Raw genomic sequence first — 20,179 nt, 5'->3', positions numbered from 1 at the left:
CAAATATCAGATATCAACTCACTCAGCCCCGCTCAGGTCTACGCCGAGCAACTCAACAAGATATGTGAGCGTTGGATCTGAGTAGAACCCCCGTAGGGGGATACGGACCCCAAATTCCTGCCGTAGTGAGGCAAGCAACCGCACGGCTCGGAGCGAATCACCGCCAGCCGCGAAGAAATCGCCGGTTGACAGTTGGGAGCCCTGCCCCAGCGCTGCACACCAAAGTTTCTCAACACTCGCATGAAGTCGACCCGCTGCCCCGGAGGGCTTCTCCTCCTGGGCAGGAGACTGTCCCTCAAGAGTCAGCGCCAAACAGGCAGAACGATCAACTTTGCCTGTCCGCACTGTCGGCACAGATGCAACCGGCACGATCCGCTGCGGAACCATATAGGGCGGTAAAAGCTCGGACAATTTCTGAGATGTCACGTGAGGCTCCCACTCCAGTGGAATCACCAGAGCGAGATACTCGCCGCTCGAATCATTGCGGTATAGCGCTCCGCACTGTCCAGATACACCTGCGAGCTTCCGAGCCGCATTTTCGATCTCCTCCAGATGGATTTTATAACCGGAGATGTTCACCGCGTTATCGGCACGACCTGTCAGATAAAGTAACCCGCTCTCTACATATCCCAAGTCACCAGTCCGGATCTCCCGGTCAGCGCCTTCCGAACCGAAGAAAACGCCACCGTCAGTAACGTGGCCGCCAACCACGTACCCTTCAGCTACCGGAGCCCCTTGAACACAGATAAGCCCCTCTTGCCCGGCTTCTTCTGCGTGTCCTTGGGCGTCGCGAATCACAATTTTTGTATTTGCGATGGGACGACCAAGCGGAAGTTGGTCGTGCAACGTCTTGGCCCGTGGTACCTCGAATACGGTGGTGTTCGCCGTGGTTTCTGTCGCGCCATAGAGATTGAGCAACTGCGCCCTAGGCGCGGCCTCCAAAAACCGTTGCGCGACATCCCCAGTAAGCCGGTCAGCACTGCTACACACCAACTTGAGAGCAGTTAGGGTAGTGCCCTGGTCAGTCGCGATCTCCGCGAGCCCCAGTAGCGCGGCAGGGGTGGCAAAAAGATGCGTAGCGGCCGTATCGGCAACTGCATCGAAGAATCGATCCGGCCGGCTCCGCTCTGCAGAGCTAACGAGAATACCAGTGACCCCTTGGAGCAGTGATCCTAATACTTCCCAGTACGAGGCAACGAACGAGAGCGGCTTTTGAATCACAACCCGGTCGAGTGGTTCATAGGGATACTGATCCCACATCCATTCAATTCGGTTGCGGATAGCCCTCATACCAACCTGGACAGCCTTCGGAGTCCCTTCCGAGCCCGACGTGAAGTAGATGAACTTGGCATCGTTATTCCAAGTAAAGTCGATGCCGACACGTGTGTCCTCGTATTCGACACCATGCTTCTGCGGGCTGCCTGCGACCCGTTCGGCAAGAGCCTCGTCAACCAGCATCACGTTTTGACCTAGCATCGCAGCTTCACTCAGCTCAGCGATCATTTCCAGCTCCCGAGCTGCCGGCAGCCCCAACGGTAGCCAGGCGATACGAACAGGTTCCTCAACGGCCGCAACCATCAACGAGAGGGAGGACAGAGAAAGGTCTAGCCGAGCAACCAATACTCGTTTTGCAACCTCATCGCTACCCATCCAGTCGCGCCAGGCACGAACACAAGCACCAAATTGCCCCCACGTGTAGCCATTGCCATCCGGCGTCACGAGGCAGGTCTCCGTGAGATTCGTGGTGTTCACCTTCGATACGTCATTCATCAGTTCATAGGGCGCGTACACGTTCGTCTCCCTTCGCGGATACTGTCACCACAGGCAGCGTGGTTATATGCGACACTTCGAGCTCGTCGAGGGCAGAACCAATCATTTCGTCAATGGTGGTCTCGGTGGAGAGCCAGTCAGCTTTCAGATACCAAGCGGTCAGTGCAAGTACTGCTTGAGCTCTCTTAGACGTGACGTTCGAGAGCTTGTATGCCAGCTGCAGGGTATAGTCATCGCCGTGGCGCTGAACATACAGGGATGCGTCATACTTCGTGAAGCCGGTATCCAACTCGATCAGACGCAGGCTGTCTGAACCTACCCATACTTCAGACGCTGGATACGTGAGCATGTTCACCATCGTGCTGAACAGAGGGTCGTCGTTGTTATGAGTCGCAAACTCTGCCACGACCTCACTAAATTGACTGTCGCTGAACGTCGTAGCGTCAGAAGTTGAAGTAGCAAGCCTGTGCACCGCGTCACGGCAGCTCTGATTTCGATCAAGCAGCACTCGAATAGCCACCATATTGAGCATGAGAGTAGGAATGTCGCCGCTAAGTTCCTGCTGACGACCCGCCACAGGTGCGCCAACGGTGAAATCATCTTGCTGTGACACCGTGGCAAGAGCCAATGAGTAGGCAGCGACGAAGAGCGCAAACGGGGTTGTCTCCAACGTACGGGCCGCTTTCCGGATAGCCTCTGTGGTGCTCCCGTCTAGAGAGACCTCGACGATCGAGGCCGCGTAGGGATCGTGTTGCCCGTCGTAGTTGTCCCGCAGAGGAGAAACGGGGTTCGCTTCTTCCAAGGACTGCGCCCAAAACTCACGTGCCTCCGGAGAGAGACCTTCGGTACCCGATTGGTTACAGAAATATTCAACGACGGAAGCGACACTCTTTTTCACAACAGACTCTTCAATCTCAATGTCCGATATTTGGTAGAAGTCGGCCACCTGTTCCATGAACCTCATCGCTCCCCAGCCATCGATGAGAATTTCACTCATGGTCAAGACGAACCACGTCGAGCCACCCTGAATGCGCATTTCATCCAGCTGGAGAGAAGAACCAGTTTCAAGATCGAGTGGTCGGGCGGCGAGTTCGCGACACCGCCAACGGGCTTCGGCCTCCGATTCAACTTCGTGCACCTTCGAACAGCCAAGTCGATTCGGTCTTACTGGGAACGTCTGGACAAAGCTTCCGTTCAGATCAACCTCGAAGCGGGCAAAAAGCTGCGGATTTGCGCGAAATGCTTGGTGAATCGCATGACGTGCCTTGTCAGCGTCGAGCGTCGGTGCACACTCGAGCAACACTTGATAGTTGTAGTAGGCGCTCTCGGGCTCCAAAAGCCACTGGAAATAGATTCCTTTCTGCGAGGGCTTCATCTCGCAGGTAACGTGTCGACCTGACCCGGCATCTGTTACATCCTGAGACTCGACAATGGAGGGCTGCGGCTCGATATCGCTCCCACTCCCCCCTTGGTCCTGGTAGCGACTCGCGAGGGCTCCAAGCGTGGCGCCCGACAACAAGTCGGCGACTCGAACCGTGCCTCCAAGTGAACGCAGTACATTCGCCAATTGAATTGCCCTGAGGGAGTCCCCACCTGCGTCCACGAACGTGGACCCCAACTTCACTGCATGCCCCAGCACACTCTCAGTGACGGCAATAAAGGACTCACTCGTGAGGAGGTCAGTTGTCTGAAGCTGGCTGAGGAGCGGGACTTTGGAGGTGAGCACCTCAATGCCCGACTGTTCGGCCGCTAACGATTCGAGGCGTTTGATATCGACCTTCCCATTCGGCGTGGTCGGCAACCGGTCAACGCTGAACCACCGGGATGGTCGCATAGGACCGGGCAACACATTCCGTGCACGAATCTCAAGTTCGGAAGAAGACACCGGCTGCCCGTCATGGTGTGAATAGAACGCAGCTAGCCGCGCGTCTCCCGATCGAATGAAAGATTCAGTTGTCTCACGAATGACTATCGCACTACGCTCACGAACCTGAGGGAGGTATTTCACAACAGCCACGGCGTGGACTTCAGGCACTTCATGGAGAATGCGATTTTCGATCTCTCCCGGCTCAATTCGCACACCATTGATCTTGACCTGACGGTCGGCCCTGCCGTCATAGATTAACTGTCCATCTGGACGCACATGAACGAGGTCGCCAGTACGATAAAGCCGGAAGGGATATCCTTCGATCTCGCCAAACGCTTCTGCCGTCCTCGTTTCTTCACCCACGTAGCCAAGACCGACGCAAGGCCCTGCGACGAATAGTTCGCCCTTTGCACCTGAAGGGACGGGGCGCCAAATGCCGCTGATAAAATCCAGGACGTAGAGACTCGTATTGGGAATTGGCAAGCCAATAGGCACCGTCCCTAACGCAAGAGTTTCAGTGTTGATATGCGCATGCGTCACATCGTCAGAACATTCCGTCGGCCCGTATGCATTAATGAGCGGTATTTCTGGAAAACGACGATGCCAGTCCTGGCCCAAACGAAGCGGAAGTTCCTCGCCTGTGACCATCATGCATTCCAGCGCCTTGAACTCTCCCTCGGCATCTACTGCATGCAGGAACTCGCGCAACACAGAGGGAACTACTTCAATGTGAGTTACGGCCTCTCGCTGCAACAGCGAGACTAGTTCATACGGGTCTTGCGCAGCGTCGGTCGCAACGACCCGGACGGCGCCACCGACCAAGAGAGCTGAGCAGAACTGCCAAATAGCCACATCGAACGTAGTCGGCGCTGTTTGGGCAACAACGGAATCTGCAGATAAGCCCAGTAACTCGACCTTAGTGTGCAGGTGGTTCATCATGCCCATCTGGCCTACCACGGCACCCTTAGGCATGCCAGTGCTGCCCGAAGTGAAGTGGCAATAACTAGGCACATTGAAGCCATCGTCAACAGTTGTTCGGAGCGGGTCAGTCAACTCTAGTAAGCTTTCCGCGTCCGAACGATCGTCGTCCGTGAAAGTCATGACAGCATCCGTAATCGACGCGATGTGTGAAAGTCGTTCCGGCGGCCATGTTGGATCTACCGGAATATAGATTGCCCCGGTGGCGTTGCAAGCAAGAATATCGATATAACACTCGACGTTTCGCGAACGTTTCGATAGCACAAATCGCCCATGAGCAGCTGCCTCTTGCAGCTGCCAGGCACGATGCTTGACCCGCTGCAGGAGTTCAGCGTACGAAAAAGCGGAGTCGTCGACGTCGATTACAGCTAGCCGGTCCGGCGCCTCTATTGCCCACTGCATAACGTAGGCATAAAGCGTGCGCTCCAAAGGCCATTCGCGGCTTGCACCAACTAACGGATCGGCCGTGAGAAGCAATTCCGAACCATTCTCTTTAAGACTTGTCGTGAGATTCATCGGAACTTGTCACCGCCCCATATTGCCGTGGAAGCCGTCAACACGGACACCCAAACCATCGGCCACCGCCCGGTCGTATAGCGTCTGTGTAACTGCAAGATCCAGCACTCCCAGACCGAATGGCGAGAATACGGTAGGCAAGGCAGGATCCAGCGTCACAGCACGTTCATGAACCTCCGCCAGAGTTCCCGTCACGAAGTCACGGCTGCCGTCCATCTGCTCCAGAAGATGCGGTGTTGTGTTTGCCTTTAGGCAGTGCTCGACGTCATCGAAAATATTATTGGCATCACGGAGCGTTTCAGGAGGTAGGTCTCGCAGGGAAATGTTCAAGACCAGCTGACCTGGACGGAAACGGGTCGATGCGGAGACATATGGGGAACCTGCGCTTGTCGCGAACAGGACCACATCACATGACAAAGCTCCCTCCAGGGTGGTCTCAGAATATTCGTCGCTTTGAGTCTGGAGCATGCGCGCGACCGAGTCGCTGTTCAAATCGTGAACGAGAACCGTCATCGGCTGTGGGTAGAGTGCGGTGATGAAACGTAGAGTCGCCTGCGCGATCGGTCCGCTACCAATCACTCCAACACTTGTAGGAGCGCCGTGCAGGATACGCACCGCAAGTGCTGCCGAGGCAGCAGTCCGGGCCGCGCTAATCCGGCTGCCCTCAACTAGTGCCTTCGCGTAGCCGGTGTCCGGATCATTCAGTACGACAACGGCTGATGCGCGTTGAAGCCCAGATTCCACGTTGTCAGGGAAGCTCGAGATCCATTTGATACCGACGGCCCGGAGGTCTAAGCCATCCATATGGGCCGGCAATGCGATGACGCGATCCCGCGGCGACTCGGGGAAGCGAAGAAAGTAGCTATCCGGGTTCTCGGTCAAGCCATTGTGATGCATCAAGTAGACACGCTCTACCAGATCAATTATCTCTACCTCTTTGTCGACGAGGAATTCCTCAACAAGGTCGGCACCAATAACGAGCATTCCGCCACTCTCAGACATTCAATTCCTCACGCGTAGTCTTCGCTGCATAACTGGTTGGCTGAGCAGAAAAATCAATTTCCCTCGACTTGAATTTTTCACTGACCCACTCATCGTTGTAGATCGTGTCAAGATATCGTTCGCCCATGTCAGGAGCTATAACTACGACGAGACTTCCATGCGGAATTTCATCTTCGAGTGCCTGAAACCCGGCCAGAATAGTACCGGTGGAGCCGCCAGGTAGAAACCCCTCGAGGCTCGCCACGCGGCGGCATTCGCGCACAGCGTCAAATTCACCGACATAGTGCTGTTCGGGCACAATAGAGCCGTCAAACAGCGGAGGTGGAACGCTCGCGCCTAGGCCCGGTACATGCCTTGCAGAGGGCGCTCCGCCAAACGTTACTGAGCCGATGCTGTCGATGGCATAGAGCCGGGTGCTGGCCCCTCGCTCAGCAACTCCCTGGGAGACACCCATTAGAGTGCCTGTCGTGCCCGCACCGACGAAAATAAAGTCCGGATCACCGAACTCACAAACAATTGCCGGATAAGTCTTACTGCGGTGAACTGCCGGATTCGCCGAATTGGAATACTGATTAAGCCACTGCGGGCCTGACTCCGCCTCCTGTAGTTCTCGAATCCTCGCAAGCCGCGTACCAAGGAAACCGCCGGCTTCATCGCGCTCAGTCACGACCTCCACGTCTGCCCCCAGCGCACGCATGTGAACAATTGACGCCGGGTTGGCGTTTGGATCAGTGACGATACTCAGCTTGTACCCGCGCCGGGCACATACTCCTGCCAAAGCGACCCCAAGGCTACCCGACGAAGATTCCACCAACCAGCCCCCAGCGGTCAGACGGCCATCCTTCTCCAAACTATCAACCAGAGCAATCGCAGTCTTCAACTTGATCGATCCGGCCGTATTCAACCCTTCAAGCTTCACGTACAGATCATGATTAGGAAACGCCTTTTCCAGCCGAACAAAAAGCGGATTTTCTTGAAGTTCCTCTAAAGATTTACAGATCAAAATACCCCCAACGTATAAGTGCAAATACTTTCATCGCAGCAAGGCAAAGGACTCTACGCCACCCAAAGCGCCGTTCTCCTGGCGCGCAACCACTTAATAGGTGTGCGATACCCACCATTCGTGACGCAGACCTTGGCCCAACTTTCAGGCAAGTTGACGTCGAAGGGTACTTGCTCGGAATGTCGTTGATAAGGCTGGACGATGACACGTCGAACTATCTGCTGCCGTATCCCGAAACCCGATCCCGATGACGGTTGTTGGTGAACCCAGAGGAGTTGATGGCGCCGTCTCGGGAGTCGCGGCTTATGGGGTCGACATCTGTCCGCCTCAGCCGGTACCTGATGCTGGGCTTCATCAAGAGGCAACCGCTTCCGCGCCTGAGTCATTCGGACCCGGTCGTCTGCGCCGATGACGGAATCCGTGGATTCACAAGCCCCTTAAAGGGCGCGGAGATATCTTCTTTCGCGAGCGGCGTGGCCGCGGAACCCGAAACCTGCGGCTATTACACCGCGTCGGATACAACAGGCTGGAGCCCCGCGCTTGCGACCAGCGACGTCTGCTCTGACGCTACGGCGGCTCCTCCAAGAGGGATGTAAAAGAAAATCCCCGGAACCACAGGTCCCGGGGATCTTCATCATCTCTATGCGGCTTAGCGCTGGACGGCACCGAACCGCTCGGCCGCCACAGCCACAGCTGCCGCGCGGGCTTCAGAGGCCTCGTCCGCAGTCAGCGTGCGGTCGGCTGCACGGAAGCGCAATCCGAAGGCCAAGGACTTCTTGCCGTCCTCGATGCCCGGGCCCACGTAAACGTCGAAGAGCGCCACGTTCTCAAGGAGCTCTCCAGCACCTTCGCGAAGGGCCGCAAGGACGTCATCCGCCGGAACATCCTGAGGGACCACCAAGGCGACATCCTGGGTTGCCACGGGGAATCCGGAAATGTGCTTGGCCACGATAACGTCCGCCGCAGCCTCGAAGAGGGCGTCGACGTCGATCTCCATGGCCACGGACCGCGCAGGCATGTCGTGCGCAGCGAGGAGCTTCGGGTGGAGTTCGCCTGCGTAGCCCACAACGTCACCACTGCGAAGGGCGAGCTGGGCGGCACGTCCCGGATGGAAGGCCTGGTGGCTGCCCTGGCTGACCACAAGCTCGACGCCCAGGACGTCAGCGATGAGCCGTGCGACATCCAATCCGTCAGCCCAGTCCCAGGCCCGCGGCGTGTGTGTCGCAGCGGCCGGTGAGTCATGGCCCGTGAACACTGCGGCGATGTGCAGCGGCTGGTGTGGAACGCCGTCGAACAATCCCTCAAGAACCTCCTCGCTGGGCTTGGCGCCAAGCGGCGGGATGGACTCAGTGCCCAGCGTGTCTCCCGGCAGGAAGACCGAACCGGCTTCGTACAGGGCGAGGTCCCGGAAACCACGTGAGTGGTTGCGGCGGGCTACCTCGATCAGTCCCGGCAGGATGGATGTACGGAGGTAGCCGTGCTCCTCGCTGATCGGGTTGGCGAGCTTCAGCGCTGGACGCGGCGCGCCTTCCTCGGCAACACCGAAAGTGTCGTTGGAAGCCTTGGTCACGAACGGGTAGGACAGGACTTCCGTCAGGCCCGCATCGGCCAACGCCTGGACCACCCGGCGCTTCTGCTGCTGGGTGCGGCTCAGGCCACGGCCCGGAGGCGCCACGGGAAGGGTGGCGGGAATGTTGTCATATCCAACCAGGCGGGCGATCTCCTCGGAGAGGTCCTCCTTGGTTTCAAGGTCGTTGCGCCAGCTCGGGGCCGTCACCGTGTAGCCGGAAGCGGACTTCTCCACGGCAGCACCGAGATCCACCAGGGAGGTAGTGATCTGCTCTTCGGTGAAGTCGATGCCGATGCGCTTCGCAGCGAAGTCGGCGGGCAGCTCGATGGTGACGGCGTCCGGTGCGGTTCCGACGTCGGTTCCGGTCTCGTCGGCGGTGCCGCCGGCGAGTTCGACCAGAAGGTCCACCACGCGCTGCGCGGCGATGTTGGCCACGTGCCAGTCAACGCCCCGCTCAAAGCGCTTGGACGCTTCGGATGGCAGCTTGTGGCGGCGGCGGGAGCGGGCGATCGAGACCTCGTCGAAGTGGGCCGCTTCCACCAGGATGTTGGTGGTGGAGTCGGAGACCTCAGTGTGGGCGCCGCCCATGACGCCGGCGATGCCAATGGCACCTGAATCGTCGGTGATCAGGAGATCCTCAACGTCGAGCGTGCGCTCTTTGTCATCCAGCGTGGTGATCTTCTCCCCCGCCACGGCACGGCGGACCACGATGTCACCCGAAAGCTTGTCGAGGTCGTAGCAGTGGTTCGGCTGCCCGAGCTCCAGCATCACGTAGTTGGAGATGTCCACCGGCAGCGAAATGCTCCGGATGCCCGCGAGGCGCAGGCGGGAGGACATCCACGGCGGCGTGGGGCGGGAGGGATCGACGCCACGGACCGTACGTGCCACGAAGCGGTCGCAGCCGGGCTTGCCGTAGATCGGGGCGTCGTCGTTGAGCTTGACGCCGTAGCCGCCCTGCAGGCTGGCCGGTGCGTTGACTTTCGACGCCGGATCGGTGAACGTCGTTGCCGTGGCGTGGGCGTACTCGCGGGCCACTCCACGAATGGAGAACGCGTAGCCGCGGTCCGGAGTGACGTTGATTTCCGCTGCCTGGTCGTAGAGACCCAGCAGTTCCATGGCGTCCGTGCCGGTCTCGGGGTCGAGGCCGATGCTGGAGAGCACCAGGATTCCGTCGTGGTCCTCGCCGATGCCGAGTTCGCGGACGGAGGCAATCATGCCGGCGGAAAGGTGACCGTAGGTCTTCCGCGCCGAAATGTGGAAATCACCGGGCAGCACAGCACCGGGCAAGGTCACAACGACTTTGTCGCCTTCAACGAAGTTGTGGGCACCGCAAATAATGCCCTGCACGCCCGTTGGATCGATGCCCTTGCCGGTCAGGGTCTGCTCCTGGCCTTCGGGGACAACGCGGACCTGGCACCAGTTGATGGTCTTGCCGTTGCTCTGCGGTTCCTTGACAAGGCTCAGGACCTGGCCCACCACCACGGGGCCCTTCAGGGCATCCGTCGGACGGTGGACTGCTTCTTCTTCAAAGCCAACCTTCACGAGGTCGGACATAACGTCTTCGGCCGTGGCGTCGGCCGGTACCTGCGCGAATTCACGCAGCCAGGAAAGTGGGATACGCACTGTTAGATCTCCATCCCGAAGTGCTCGCTGAAACGTACATCGCCCTCGATCATGTCGCGCATGTCGCCGACCTCGTTGCGGAACATCAGCGTCCGCTCGATGCCCATGCCGAAGGCAAAACCTGAATAGACGTCCGGATCGATACCGGCGGCCCGGAGGACGTTCGGGTTGACCATGCCGCAGCCACCCCACTCGATCCAGCGCGGGCCGCCTTTGGCGCCCGGGTGCCAGATGTCCAGCTCGGCGGACGGTTCCGTGAACGGGAAGTAGTTCGGGCGCAGGCGGATGGAAGCCTCATCGCCAAACATCTGGCGGGCGAAGTGCTCCAAGGTGCCGCGGAGGTCAGCCATGCTGAGGTTCTTGTCGATGGCCAGTCCCTCGAACTGGTGGAAGACAGGGGTGTGCGTCGCGTCCAGTTCGTCCGTGCGGAATACCTTGCCCGGGCACAGGACGTAGATGGGAACCTCGCGCTCCAGCATGGAACGCACCTGCACCGGTGAAGTGTGCGTGCGCATCAGCAAGTGGGCCTCGGGGGGTTCCACGAAGAACGTGTCCTGCATTTCGCGGGCAGGGTGGTCCGGCTTGAAGTTGAGGGCGTCGAAGTTGAACCACTCCGATTCCACCTCGGGGCCTTCCGCGATTTCCCAGCCCATGCCAACGAAGATGTCGGACACGCGGTCCTGCAGGGTGGAGAGGGGGTGGCGCGCACCGGCGCGGCGGCGACGCGGCGCGGCCGTGACGTCCACCGTTTCCTCGACGAGGATCCGGGCATCATTCTCCGCTTCGAGAACCTGCGTGCGTGCTGCGAGCGCCTGGTTGACCCGGCCGCGCGAAGAACCCATGAGCTTGCCGGCGGCAGCCTTGTGTTCCTTGGCCAAGCCGCCGATTTCACGGTTGGCGAGGCTCAGGGGCGACTTCTCACCCGTGTGGGCGAGGCGGACGGCCTTGAGTTCTTCGAGGGAGGAGGCGGCCGCAATGGCGGCAATGGCGTCCTCAACGGCGGCGGTGATGGCGGCCTCATCCAGCGGATTCGGGATGGCAGCGCCTGGCAAAGTGTCAGTCATCTACTGTTCTTAGCTACGAGTCGGGAACGGCCGGCATGGCTGGCCTGCAAAACAAGAGGCAGTGCCCGCCGTGGCGAACACTGTCTTCCAGTCTAGTAGAAGCTGCCGTGCCGGGCCTTCAGGCTCCGGGCGCGGGCGGTGCGGTGGGCGGCGGCGTGGGTCCGCCGTCGTTCCTTGGCTGCGGCGACTGGCCCGGCGTGTATCCTTGGCCCGCCCAGTCCTGCTGCGGCGCGTAAGCCGGGGTGCCGTACGGCACAGTCGGCGCGGCTGCGGGAACCGGCGTGGGCTTTCGACGCCCCAGGAGCACGAACAGCAGCACCACCGCCGCGGCCACAACGGCGATGCCCACTACCAACCAGAGGATCCACATCGGGAATCCGGTGTTGGCCTCGGCTTTGACCTGGACGGTGGATTCGCTGATGGACAGCATGTCGAACGTTGCGGTGTTGCCATCAACAGTGGCGCCCTTTGCCTCGACTACCTTCCCGGGGAAGGTGAACCGCACGGAGGCTTCGTCGAACATGGACCTGGCCATGCTGGCAGAAGCCGGATCGCTGGAGCCGCTGCCCGTGACGCCGCCCATGGACAAGACGTAGAAGTCGCCCTCTTTCTTCAGGTCCAAGGGGTTTTCGGAACTGGAGGACTCCGCCAGCTTTGCCGGATCGAGGTTCGCAGCGGTGATTTTCTTGCCCTTGTACTTCTCGTCCTCGTAGTCCACCACTGTGGCGCCCTCGGGGATGTCCATCTCCTGGCCGCCGGTACCGTTGGACTTCATGAACTCGTCAAAGGACTTGTCTCCCAAGACGGACTTCTGGATCGCGTAGACCACTTCGTAGTCGACGCTCTTTTCGCTGTTGACCTTGACGGACATGTTGAGTTTGACGCAGCCTGTCAAGGCCACCATCACGGCGATCAGCACGGCAAGGACGCCCGCGGCGCGCTTAACTTTCATTCTTCTCTTCCCCCATTTGGTGATGTGTGCAGGTGGGTGCTCGAACAGCGTAACCCTTGGCCTGCGCGACGCAGCCCACCCCGGGGCTAGCATGGCTTCATGACTCCCGGGCAGCGCCTGCGACAGTTCGCCAACGCCGTTAATCTCAGTACGCCGTTGGGCTTGCTGGTTGCGGCGGCCTCGCGCTCACGGTTGTCCAAGGGACCCCGCGGCCTGATCATCGCATCCGGCTACCAGTGGAAGATCCCGCATGCCGGCGCGTTCACGCTGGGAAACGTCATCCTGTACCGCGCCCCGGATGGCGTCGCCGGCAGCAATGAGAGGCTGCTGGGCCACGAGGAACGCCACGCAACGCAGTATGCCTGGTGCCTGGGCCTCCCTTTCCTTCCCCTGTACGGCCTTGCCGCCACGTGGTCCATGCTGCGGACGGGCAATCCGGGCCTGGCCAATTTCTTCGAACGCCAAGCCGGCCTCGAGGCCGGCGGCTACGTTGACCACCGAGGGCTGGAGGGACCAGCCCGCAATCGAAGCGAGGCCGCATGAAGCGAAGCATCACTGTCACAGGTACGGCGAGCGCCAAGGCTGCGCCGGACATGGTAACCCTCACCCTCGGTGTCGAGACCAGGCGGGAATCCGCCGCGCAGGCCTATTCCGACGCCGGACGCGCGGCGGGCGCCGTAGCCGCCAGCCTGCGCGCGGCCGGAGTGGGGGACGTTGACCTGCGGACCAGCGGCTTGAACCTGCGCGCCGACCTGATGTGGGTGGAAGGCCAAGGGCAGAAGGTCTCGGGATACGTTGCGTCGACGAACCTGCTGGTAACCGTCCGCTCACAGTCCAATGCCCCTGCCGCGATCGCCGCCGCGGTGGCCGCCGGTGGGGACGACATCAGGATCAATGGCATCGAGCAGGGATTCGTCGATTCTTCGCGGGTGACCGCTGCAGCACAGGAGGCCGCGTGGGCCGACGCCGAGGCCAGGGCACAGCAGTACGCACGGTTGGCAGGAGCCCGCTTGGGCAGTGTGGTGGCCGTATCCCAGCAGCCAGCGCCGGGCGCACCGGTCCCGGTGGGCGGAATGGTGCGGGCCCTGGCTGCCGACGCCATGCCGGTGGAAGCGGGAGAGTCATCGGTGACGGCGAGCGTTACGGTCGAGTGGGAGCTGCTGGCTGGGTGAACCGCGCTCAGTGGATGGCGCCAGCGGACAGGTTCGCGTCGACGCTGTTGTGGACTGCGGTGCGAATGACGACGGCGATGCCCCTCGCCATCGATTCAAGGGGCATGGATGGGGTGTCGCTGCCCGGAGGAACCTGCTCGGATGCATAGGGAACGTGGACAAATCCGCCCCTGGCCCCGCTCCGGGCCTGCACCGCGTGCATGAGTGCATAGAAGACGTGGTTGCACACATACGTGCCCGCGGACTGGGAGACCTCCGCCCTGATCCCCTCAATCTGGAGATTCCGGAGGGCCGCTTTGATGGGCAGGGTGGTGAAGTACGCCGCGGGTCCGCCGGGTACAACTTCCTGGTCGATTGGACGTTGCCCCTTGTTGTCCGGAATGCGGGCGTCGTCACAGTTGATGGCTACCCGCTCCAGGGAGAGCCTGCTCCTGCCACCAGCCAGGCCAACACTGAGCACCACGTCAGGCTGGTACGCGTCAATGGCCCGCGACAACACCTCAACCGATTCACCGAACACACAGGGCAGTTGCACGGCCTCCACGTGCACGCCCTCGGCGCGGAGTATCCCTGCGGCTTGAACCACCGCGGTCCACGAAGGGTTGGTGGAGTCACCACCGAAGGGTTCGAAGCCGGTCAGCAGGATCATGAGCCCACCTTAGCAACGCCCGGAACGGGCTTCGAAGCACTTGACTTAAATTCGAACATAACTTCGAATGGAGTTCATGAGATGGGACGCACAAGCACTTTCGCCAAGCCGTGAGCGCGCACCCGGATCCAGTGGCGGCACAGCTCCCGGCCCTGCCCCGGTCGTGGACGCGTTGCTGCCGCTTTCCGGTTTGGTGCGTTCCATCTCAACACCCGAATTCTCCGGAGTCACCTTTCATGAGGTCACCGCCAAGTCAGTGCTCAACAAGGTGCCTTCGGGTTCAAACATGCCTTTCGAGTGGACCGTGAACCCCTACCGCGGTTGCAGCCATGCTTGCGTTTACTGCTTCGCCAGGAAAACCCACACGTACCTGGACTTCGACGCCGGCCGCGACTTCGACTCCCAAGTGGTGGTCAAGATCAACGCCGCCGAAGTCCTGCGCAAAGAGTTGGCCAAGCCGTCATGGCAGCACCACCAGGTTGCGCTCGGCACCAATACGGACCCTTATCAACGCGCGGAGGGACGCTACGCCCTCATGCCAGGCATCATCCGGGCCCTGGCCGATTCCGGAACGCCGTTCTCCATCCTGACCAAAGGCACGCTGTTGTCCAGGGATATCCCGCTGCTCAAGCACGCAGCCTCCATGGTCCCGGTGGACCTTGGCATCTCGCTGGCCATGACCAACCAGGACCTGGCGGAGCTCATGGAACCGGGAACGCCTTCCCCCAAGGCCCGGTTGAAACTTATTGCGCGGCTTCGGGATGCCGGGCTCGGCTGTGGCGTCATGGCCATGCCGATCCTGCCGTGGCTCACCGATTCGGATGATGCGCTGGACTCGTTGTTCTCCGAGTTGGCCTCGGCAGGAGCCACGGGGGTGACCGCCGGCGCTCTCTACCTCAAACCGGGAACCCGCGAGTGGTACATGGAATGGCTGGCCCAGCACAACCCTGGACTCGTCGGCCGGTACCGCCGCCTCTACGGCAAAGGCTCTTATGCGTCGAAGGAATACCGTGCCTGGCTGGCCGGGAGGGTCAACCACTTCAAGGCCAAATATGGATTCACGGGAACGCAGGGGTTCAGCCACAGAAACGCCCGGCCAAAAACCGCAGAGTCCCTGCACCGCGCCGCACTTCCCGTCGCGGCCACGGAGTCGGGGCAGCAGCCCTTGTTCTAGCGTGCCGTAGCTGCCACACATTCCAGCAAAGCCCGCACGATGGGCAAGTCTGCGGGGATCCACGCAAGCCCCAACGCCTCGTCCCCCTCGAGGGACACCCACCGCAGTTCGTCGTGGTCCTCCAGCGGACGGGGCTCTCCTCCGGTCAATTCGGCGAACCAGACCCGCATTGCAGCGCGTTCGTTGAGTACCCAGCCACCCGGTTGGCCGGATTCCAGCTCCAGGCCCAGCCGGACCGTGACGCCGAGTTCCTCCTTGAGCTCCCGGTGAAGTGCGGACTCTGCGGACTCCCCGGCTTCTACTTTGCCGCCGGGGAATTCCCACATTCCGGCGAACTGCGGAGGCGCTGTGCGTCGCGCGGCAAGGAGACGGGCAGGGGCCGGGAGCGAGTCGACGACAGCTGCGCCCACCACGTTGATCAATGCAGTCACTGGACAAGTCTAGGGCGGAGGGGCCATGGGCATCGTCACAAAACAGGGACCCGAAGCCCGCGGGCAACTAAACTTAATCCCGGACTTTCTCCACTTTTCCCGGCCCACAAGGCATCTCCAGAAGCAGGCTTATGACTACCACCATGTCCCCACCCACCTCCCGTCCCACGCGGCGCCACCTTGGTTTGGCCATCCTGTCGCTGGCAATGGGTGGGTTTGCGATCGGCACTACCGAGTTCGCCATGATGGGCCTGCTCAAGGAAGTGGAGGAAGGGCTCCGCATCAGCACCCCGGAAGCCGGAAACCTGATCTCGGCCTACGCTCTGGGGGTGGTGATCGGCGCTCCGGTCTTCGCGGCCTTCGGCGCCAAACTCCCTCGCAAACACCTGGCCCTGGGCCTGATGTTGTTCCTGTCGATCGCCAACCTGACGTCCTTCATAGCCCCTGATTACGGCCTCATGTTGCTTTCCCGTTTCGCGTCCGGACTCCCCCACGGCGCCTTCTTTGGTGTTGCCGCCGTGATCGCGGCGAGCCTGGTAGCGCCCACCAAACGCGGCTGGGCCATCTCCATGGTCATGGCCGGACTCACCGTTTCGAACGTCATCGGTGTCCCGCTGGCCACCTGGGTCGGGCAGACTTTCGGATGGCGGCTCCTGTTCGTGATCGTCGGAGCCATCGGCCTTGTCACCGTGACAATGGTGTGGAAATTCGTACCCTTCGAGCCGGTCCACCCGGAGGCCAGCATCAGGCGCGAACTGGGGGCACTCAAGCGGCTGCAGGTTTGGTTGGCCCTCCTCATCGGCATCATTGGCTTCGGCGGATTCTTTGCCGTCTACACCTACATCGCCCACACCATGACCAGCGTCGCAGGCATCCCCGAGGGCCTCATTCCGGCGGTCGTCGCCCTGTACGGCGTTGGCATGGTGGTGGGCAACATCATTGGCGGCCGGATCGCCGACCGCTCCGTCATGGGAACCATCTACCTGGTGATGCCCGGAATTGCCGTTGCCCTCGTGGTGTACGCCATTGCGGCGCACTGGGCCTGGTCCGCGTTCCTGATGGCCTTCGTGGTGGGCGGCATCGGTTCCATGCTGACGCCCGCCCTGCAAACCCGCCTTCTCGACGCAGCACCAGGTGCCGCCTCGCTGGCCTCCTCCTTGAACCACTCTGCCCTCAACATCGCCAACGCCCTCGGCGCCTTCCTGGGTGGCACCGTCATCGCCTGGGGGTGGGGATACGTGGCGCCGGCGCTGGTGGGCGCCGTCCTTGCCGTGCTCGGGCTGGGCGTAGCTGTGGTCAGCGGATTGGTGGAGCGCAGGAAACCCCTGGCCTGACACTCGGCCCAAAGAGAAAAGCGATCGGCTCCGCTGTGCGGAGCCGATCGCTTTTGTTTTGTCCTAACGGGCCTGGACGCGTTCCACATCGGGTTCCAAATAGATGACCCGCGCAATCGGAACGGCCGCCCGGATCCGCTGTTCGGCGTCGTCAATCACCTTGGCGATCGCTTGGCCTGTGTCGGCCGCACCCATGGTGATCTTGGCAGCCACCAGCAACTCCTCGGGGCCGAGGTGCATCGTCTTGAGGTGGATGATCCGCGTGCCGTCGGCTTGGAGCGCTTCGGTGATCCGGGAAACATCCTCCTTGGTGGCGGACTCGCCCAACAGCAGCGACTTGGTTTCCAAAGCCAAAACAACGGCAATGGCTACCAACAGCAGGCCGATCATGGCGGTGCCGAAAGCGTCCCAGACGCCGTTTCCGGTGGCGAGCGTCATACTCACGCCAAAGAGGGCGAAGACCAGTCCCAGGAGCGCGCCAAAGTCTTCCAACAAAATGACGGGCAATTCGGGCTGCTTGGCGTTGCGGATGAATTTGACCCAGCTTTGCGTGCCACGCAGGTGGTTCGATTCAATGATGGCCGTGCGGAAGGAGAAACCCTCGGCAATGATCGCGCCTACCAGGACAGCCAGGGGAACCCACCAGAAGGCGCCCTCAATGCCATGGGGGTCATGGAACTTCTCCCACGCCTCGTACAGGGCAAACAAGCCACCGACGCTGAAGAGCACAATCGAGACGATGAACGCGTAGATGTAGCGCTCACGTCCGTAACCGAACGGGTGCTCCGAGTCGGCGGCCCGCTTCGCGCGCTTGCCACCAACCAGCAGAAGGATCTGGTTGCCGGAATCAGCCACGGAGTGGATGGCTTCGGCCAGCATGGACGATGACAACGTCAGGATGAAGGCAAGGAACTTCAGTACAGCGATGGTCAGGTTGGCGGCAAGGGCCGCCACGATCGCTTTGGTACCGCCGCTTGCAGCCACGAAAGCTTCACCTCTTTGGGTTCGGGAGTGATGGAGTGGGCCAGGACAAGTCGTTGCCTGACCTTGCCAGCAATACCGTACCCGGACAGGGACTACTTATGCATTTCCAACTGCCGGCGCGCTGGCGAAAACCGCCCCTTGCTGGGAGCGCGCGCTGGCGTAGAGGCATACGGTTGCCGCCGTTCCCAGGTTGAGGCTTTCCGCAGAACCATAAACGGGCACAGCCACCCGATGGTCTGCCAGCGCGAGCTCCGCGTCGGAGAGCCCCTGCGCTTCGTTGCCGAACAACCAGGCTGTCGGCGCTTCGAGCGCATACTGAGAGGCAACGTCGTCATTGCCAAGCCGCCGTGCCGCGTTCTCGTCCTGCAGTTTGTCCAGGTTCACCGTGCCATAGCCGTCGGCCGCGAGGACACCAATCCCCCGCGCCTTGCAACGGGAAACCAGTTCATCAACATCGACGCCGAGAACAACCGGGAGGTGGAAAAGGGAACCGGCTGTGGAGCGCACGGCTTTGGGGTTGTAGATATCCACACTGCTGCCCGTCAGCACCACAGCATCGGCCCCCGCGGCGTCCGCGGCCCGCAGCACGGTTCCCGCGTTGCCGGGATCCCGCACCTGGCACATGACGGCCAGGAGGCGGGGACCGGCGTCGAGCACGCTGTCAAGGCTGACGTCCACGAAGCTGCACACGGCAACAATGCCCTGCGGATTGACCGTGTCCGCCATGGCTGCAAGCACGTCATCGCTGGCAAGCCGGAGCTGCGTGCCGCGTGCCAGGTCGGCAAGTTCAGGGAGCCTGTCCAGGCAGGCTTCGCTTGCGAAGACTTCATGAACGACGGCGGCACCTCCTGCCGCCAGCCGCTCACGGTGGAGGGTCAGTGCCTCCCGCACGGCCTGCGGTCCTTCAGCCAGGAACCGGCCGCGCTTTAAACGCGCCGGGCGCCCGGCAAGTTTTGCGACATCCCTTACCCGATCAGCTCGGGGGTTGGTCATCGTTACTTCTTGCGGGCGCCCGGTTTCGTTCATATAAAGAACTTTAGTGGCAGTTGCGACTAGTTCTTGATCTGCTGGCGGGCTTCGCCACCGGCCGGCTCGAAGCCTGCAGCCTTTGCAGCCTCGACCGTGGAGAACCAGTACTCGGCAATGGTGTTCTCGTACCAGGTGGAACCCGGAACGTGGTATTTCTTGGACTCGGCGTTGCCCTTGATGGCGTGGCCTTCCGGAGCACCTTCACCCTCAACGGCGGCGATGGCACCGTCGATGGCGGGCTTCTCGGAGACAACAGCCTTGACAGCCGTGGCGGTGGCGGCAGCGGAGGCGACCTTGGCAGCCTTCGGAGCAGCCTCAGCCTTGGCCGGAGCGGACGTGTCGGCCGGCAGGGCAGCCTTGGCAACGTTCACCAGGGCGGTGAAAGCGTTGGCGTCGGAAACAGCCAGCTCGGCGAGCATGCGGCGGTCAACCTCAACCTCAGCGGCCTTGAGGCCCTGGATGAGGCGGTTGTAGGTGAGGCCGTTGGCGCGGGATGCAGCGTTGATGCGCTGGATCCACAGGCGACGGAAGTCACCCTTGCGCTTACGGCGGTCGCCGTAGCTGTACACAAACGAGTGCAGCAGCTGTTCTTTTGCCTTGCGGTACAGGCGCGAACGCTGACCGCGGTAACCCTTGGCGCGTTCGAGGACAACCCGGCGCTTCTTGTGGGCGTTGACCGCCCGCTTCACACGTGCCACGTGCGTACTCCTTCAGAAATCTTTATCCCAAGCTGCTACTGCCGGATGTCCGGCCGGCCTGAGAAGGCTTTTGGTGTAGTCGGCAACTACCGGTTGGCAGCCACCAAAAAACTTGGAACTTAGACGCCGAGCATCTTCTTGATGACCTTGGCATCGCCCTTGAAGACGATCTTGTCGCCAGCGAGGCGACGGGTCAGCGTGGAGGACTTGTGCTCCAGGTAGTGGCGGCGGTTGGCCTGCTGGCGCTTCAGCTTGCCGGTACCGGTCAGCTTGAAGCGCTTCTTAGCACCGCTGTGGGTCTTCATCTTCGGCATGGGAACCGATCTCCTTACGTATCCGCGGACATGTCCGCAGTTCTTTCGT

17 protein-coding genes are annotated in these 20,179 nt (G+C 61.1%); 4 read left to right on the top strand and 13 right to left on the bottom strand.

Annotation, left to right across the window (positions count from 1 at the left end; genetic code table 11):
* Window positions 1–18 precede the first annotated feature (18 nt).
* The 7 genes from ACFVSJ_RS02715 to ACFVSJ_RS02685 form a co-directional block, all read right to left on the bottom strand.
* Window positions 19–1,791: a non-ribosomal peptide synthetase gene (locus ACFVSJ_RS02715; protein WP_387434075.1), complete on the bottom strand. Its 1,773-nt coding sequence runs from the start codon at window positions 1,789–1,791 to the stop codon at window positions 19–21.
* Window positions 1,775–5,131, bottom strand: a complete 3,357-nt coding sequence (locus tag ACFVSJ_RS02710) for an AMP-binding protein (RefSeq protein WP_387434072.1) — start codon at window positions 5,129–5,131, stop codon at window positions 1,775–1,777. The genes ACFVSJ_RS02715 and ACFVSJ_RS02710 overlap by 17 nt, the downstream gene beginning before the upstream one ends.
* Window positions 5,132–5,140: 9 nt before the next feature.
* A complete protein-coding gene (gene sbnB, locus ACFVSJ_RS02705; protein WP_387434069.1) occupies window positions 5,141–6,133 on the bottom strand; it encodes a 2,3-diaminopropionate biosynthesis protein SbnB in 993 nt (330 codons plus the stop codon).
* Window positions 6,126–7,136 carry a 2,3-diaminopropionate biosynthesis protein SbnA gene (sbnA, locus tag ACFVSJ_RS02700; protein WP_387434066.1) on the bottom strand — a complete coding sequence of 337 codons (1,011 nt, stop codon included), beginning with the start codon at window positions 7,134–7,136 and terminating at the stop codon, window positions 6,126–6,128. The genes sbnB and sbnA overlap by 8 nt, the downstream gene beginning before the upstream one ends.
* 649 nt (window positions 7,137–7,785) lie before the next feature.
* Complete coding sequence (gene pheT, locus ACFVSJ_RS02695) at window positions 7,786–10,329, bottom strand: phenylalanine--tRNA ligase subunit beta (protein WP_387434063.1); 2,544 nt, start codon at window positions 10,327–10,329, stop codon at window positions 7,786–7,788.
* A 2-nt stretch (window positions 10,330–10,331) separates the two neighbouring features.
* Complete coding sequence (gene pheS, locus ACFVSJ_RS02690) at window positions 10,332–11,393, bottom strand: phenylalanine--tRNA ligase subunit alpha (protein ID WP_387434060.1); 1,062 nt, start codon at window positions 11,391–11,393, stop codon at window positions 10,332–10,334.
* A 118-nt stretch (window positions 11,394–11,511) separates the two neighbouring features.
* Window positions 11,512–12,345 carry an LppM family (lipo)protein gene (locus tag ACFVSJ_RS02685; protein ID WP_387434057.1) on the bottom strand — a complete coding sequence of 278 codons (834 nt, stop codon included), beginning with the start codon at window positions 12,343–12,345 and terminating at the stop codon, window positions 11,512–11,514.
* 99 nt (window positions 12,346–12,444) lie between these two features.
* Here ACFVSJ_RS02685 and ACFVSJ_RS02680 point away from each other — a divergent pair, with 99 nt between their 5' ends.
* Window positions 12,445–12,888: a hypothetical protein gene (locus ACFVSJ_RS02680; protein ID WP_387434054.1), complete on the top strand. Its 444-nt coding sequence runs from the start codon at window positions 12,445–12,447 to the stop codon at window positions 12,886–12,888.
* Window positions 12,885–13,517 (top strand): SIMPL domain-containing protein, encoded by a 633-nt coding sequence (locus ACFVSJ_RS02675; RefSeq protein ID WP_387434051.1) that lies wholly within the window; start codon window positions 12,885–12,887, stop codon window positions 13,515–13,517. The genes ACFVSJ_RS02680 and ACFVSJ_RS02675 overlap by 4 nt, the downstream gene beginning before the upstream one ends.
* A 7-nt stretch (window positions 13,518–13,524) precedes the next feature.
* Here ACFVSJ_RS02675 and pcp read toward each other — a convergent pair whose 3' ends face one another.
* The gene (pcp, locus tag ACFVSJ_RS02670; protein WP_387434048.1) at window positions 13,525–14,166 is read right to left on the bottom strand and encodes a pyroglutamyl-peptidase I; all 642 of its coding nucleotides are present in this window, start codon (window positions 14,164–14,166) and stop codon (window positions 13,525–13,527) included.
* A 76-nt stretch (window positions 14,167–14,242) separates the two neighbouring features.
* Here pcp and ACFVSJ_RS02665 point away from each other — a divergent pair, with 76 nt between their 5' ends.
* A complete protein-coding gene (locus ACFVSJ_RS02665) occupies window positions 14,243–15,340 on the top strand; it encodes an Rv2578c family radical SAM protein (protein ID WP_387434046.1) in 1,098 nt (365 codons plus the stop codon).
* On the opposite strand, the gene ACFVSJ_RS02660 is transcribed toward ACFVSJ_RS02665, so the two are convergent.
* Window positions 15,337–15,771, bottom strand: coding sequence for a (deoxy)nucleoside triphosphate pyrophosphohydrolase (locus ACFVSJ_RS02660; protein WP_387434043.1), 435 nt, complete (start codon window positions 15,769–15,771; stop codon window positions 15,337–15,339). The genes ACFVSJ_RS02665 and ACFVSJ_RS02660 overlap by 4 nt on opposite strands.
* Before the next feature lie 131 nt (window positions 15,772–15,902).
* Between ACFVSJ_RS02660 and ACFVSJ_RS02655 the strand changes: the two genes are divergently transcribed.
* Window positions 15,903–17,105, top strand: coding sequence for an MFS transporter (locus ACFVSJ_RS02655; RefSeq protein WP_387434040.1), 1,203 nt, complete (start codon window positions 15,903–15,905; stop codon window positions 17,103–17,105).
* Window positions 17,106–17,168: 63 nt separating this feature from the next.
* Here ACFVSJ_RS02655 and ACFVSJ_RS02650 read toward each other — a convergent pair whose 3' ends face one another.
* From ACFVSJ_RS02650 to rpmI, 4 genes are all read right to left on the bottom strand, one after another.
* Window positions 17,169–18,089, bottom strand: a complete 921-nt coding sequence (locus tag ACFVSJ_RS02650; RefSeq protein WP_387434037.1) for a cation diffusion facilitator family transporter — start codon at window positions 18,087–18,089, stop codon at window positions 17,169–17,171.
* A 96-nt stretch (window positions 18,090–18,185) separates the two neighbouring features.
* Window positions 18,186–19,115, bottom strand: coding sequence for a TrmH family RNA methyltransferase (locus ACFVSJ_RS02645; RefSeq protein ID WP_387434034.1), 930 nt, complete (start codon window positions 19,113–19,115; stop codon window positions 18,186–18,188).
* 26 nt (window positions 19,116–19,141) lie between these two features.
* Window positions 19,142–19,816: a 50S ribosomal protein L20 gene (gene rplT, locus ACFVSJ_RS02640; RefSeq protein ID WP_387434032.1), complete on the bottom strand. Its 675-nt coding sequence runs from the start codon at window positions 19,814–19,816 to the stop codon at window positions 19,142–19,144.
* 119 nt (window positions 19,817–19,935) lie between these two features.
* Window positions 19,936–20,130 carry a 50S ribosomal protein L35 gene (gene rpmI / locus ACFVSJ_RS02635; RefSeq protein WP_059387794.1) on the bottom strand — a complete coding sequence of 65 codons (195 nt, stop codon included), beginning with the start codon at window positions 20,128–20,130 and terminating at the stop codon, window positions 19,936–19,938.
* Window positions 20,131–20,179 lie beyond the last annotated feature (49 nt).

The organism is Paenarthrobacter sp. NPDC058040 (assembly GCF_042885775.1).
Taxonomy (GTDB): domain Bacteria; phylum Actinomycetota; class Actinomycetes; order Actinomycetales; family Micrococcaceae; genus Arthrobacter.
The sequence above is the reverse complement of the archived record's forward strand: the minus strand, read 5'-3'. Positions and strand labels throughout refer to the sequence as shown.

Bases quoted from the DNA above. Each gene is read 5' to 3' on its own strand.
- ACFVSJ_RS02710 (WP_387434072.1), bottom strand. From the start codon at position 5,131: ATGAATCTCACGACAAGTCTTAAAGAGAATGGTTCGGAATTGCTTCTC.
- sbnB (WP_387434069.1), bottom strand. From the start codon at position 6,133: ATGTCTGAGAGTGGCGGAATGCTCGTTATTGGTGCCGACCTTGTTGAG.
- ACFVSJ_RS02645 (WP_387434034.1), bottom strand. From the start codon at position 19,115: ATGAACGAAACCGGGCGCCCGCAAGAAGTAACGATGACCAACCCCCGA.
- pcp (WP_387434048.1), bottom strand. From the start codon at position 14,166: ATGATCCTGCTGACCGGCTTCGAACCCTTCGGTGGTGACTCCACCAAC.
- pheS (WP_387434060.1), bottom strand. From the start codon at position 11,393: ATGACTGACACTTTGCCAGGCGCTGCCATCCCGAATCCGCTGGATGAG.
- ACFVSJ_RS02685 (WP_387434057.1), bottom strand. From the start codon at position 12,345: ATGAAAGTTAAGCGCGCCGCGGGCGTCCTTGCCGTGCTGATCGCCGTG.
- ACFVSJ_RS02665 (WP_387434046.1), top strand. From the start codon at position 14,243: ATGAGATGGGACGCACAAGCACTTTCGCCAAGCCGTGAGCGCGCACCC.
- ACFVSJ_RS02675 (WP_387434051.1), top strand. From the start codon at position 12,885: ATGAAGCGAAGCATCACTGTCACAGGTACGGCGAGCGCCAAGGCTGCG.
- ACFVSJ_RS02655 (WP_387434040.1), top strand. From the start codon at position 15,903: ATGACTACCACCATGTCCCCACCCACCTCCCGTCCCACGCGGCGCCAC.
- ACFVSJ_RS02680 (WP_387434054.1), top strand. From the start codon at position 12,445: ATGACTCCCGGGCAGCGCCTGCGACAGTTCGCCAACGCCGTTAATCTC.
- rpmI (WP_059387794.1), bottom strand. From the start codon at position 20,130: ATGCCGAAGATGAAGACCCACAGCGGTGCTAAGAAGCGCTTCAAGCTG.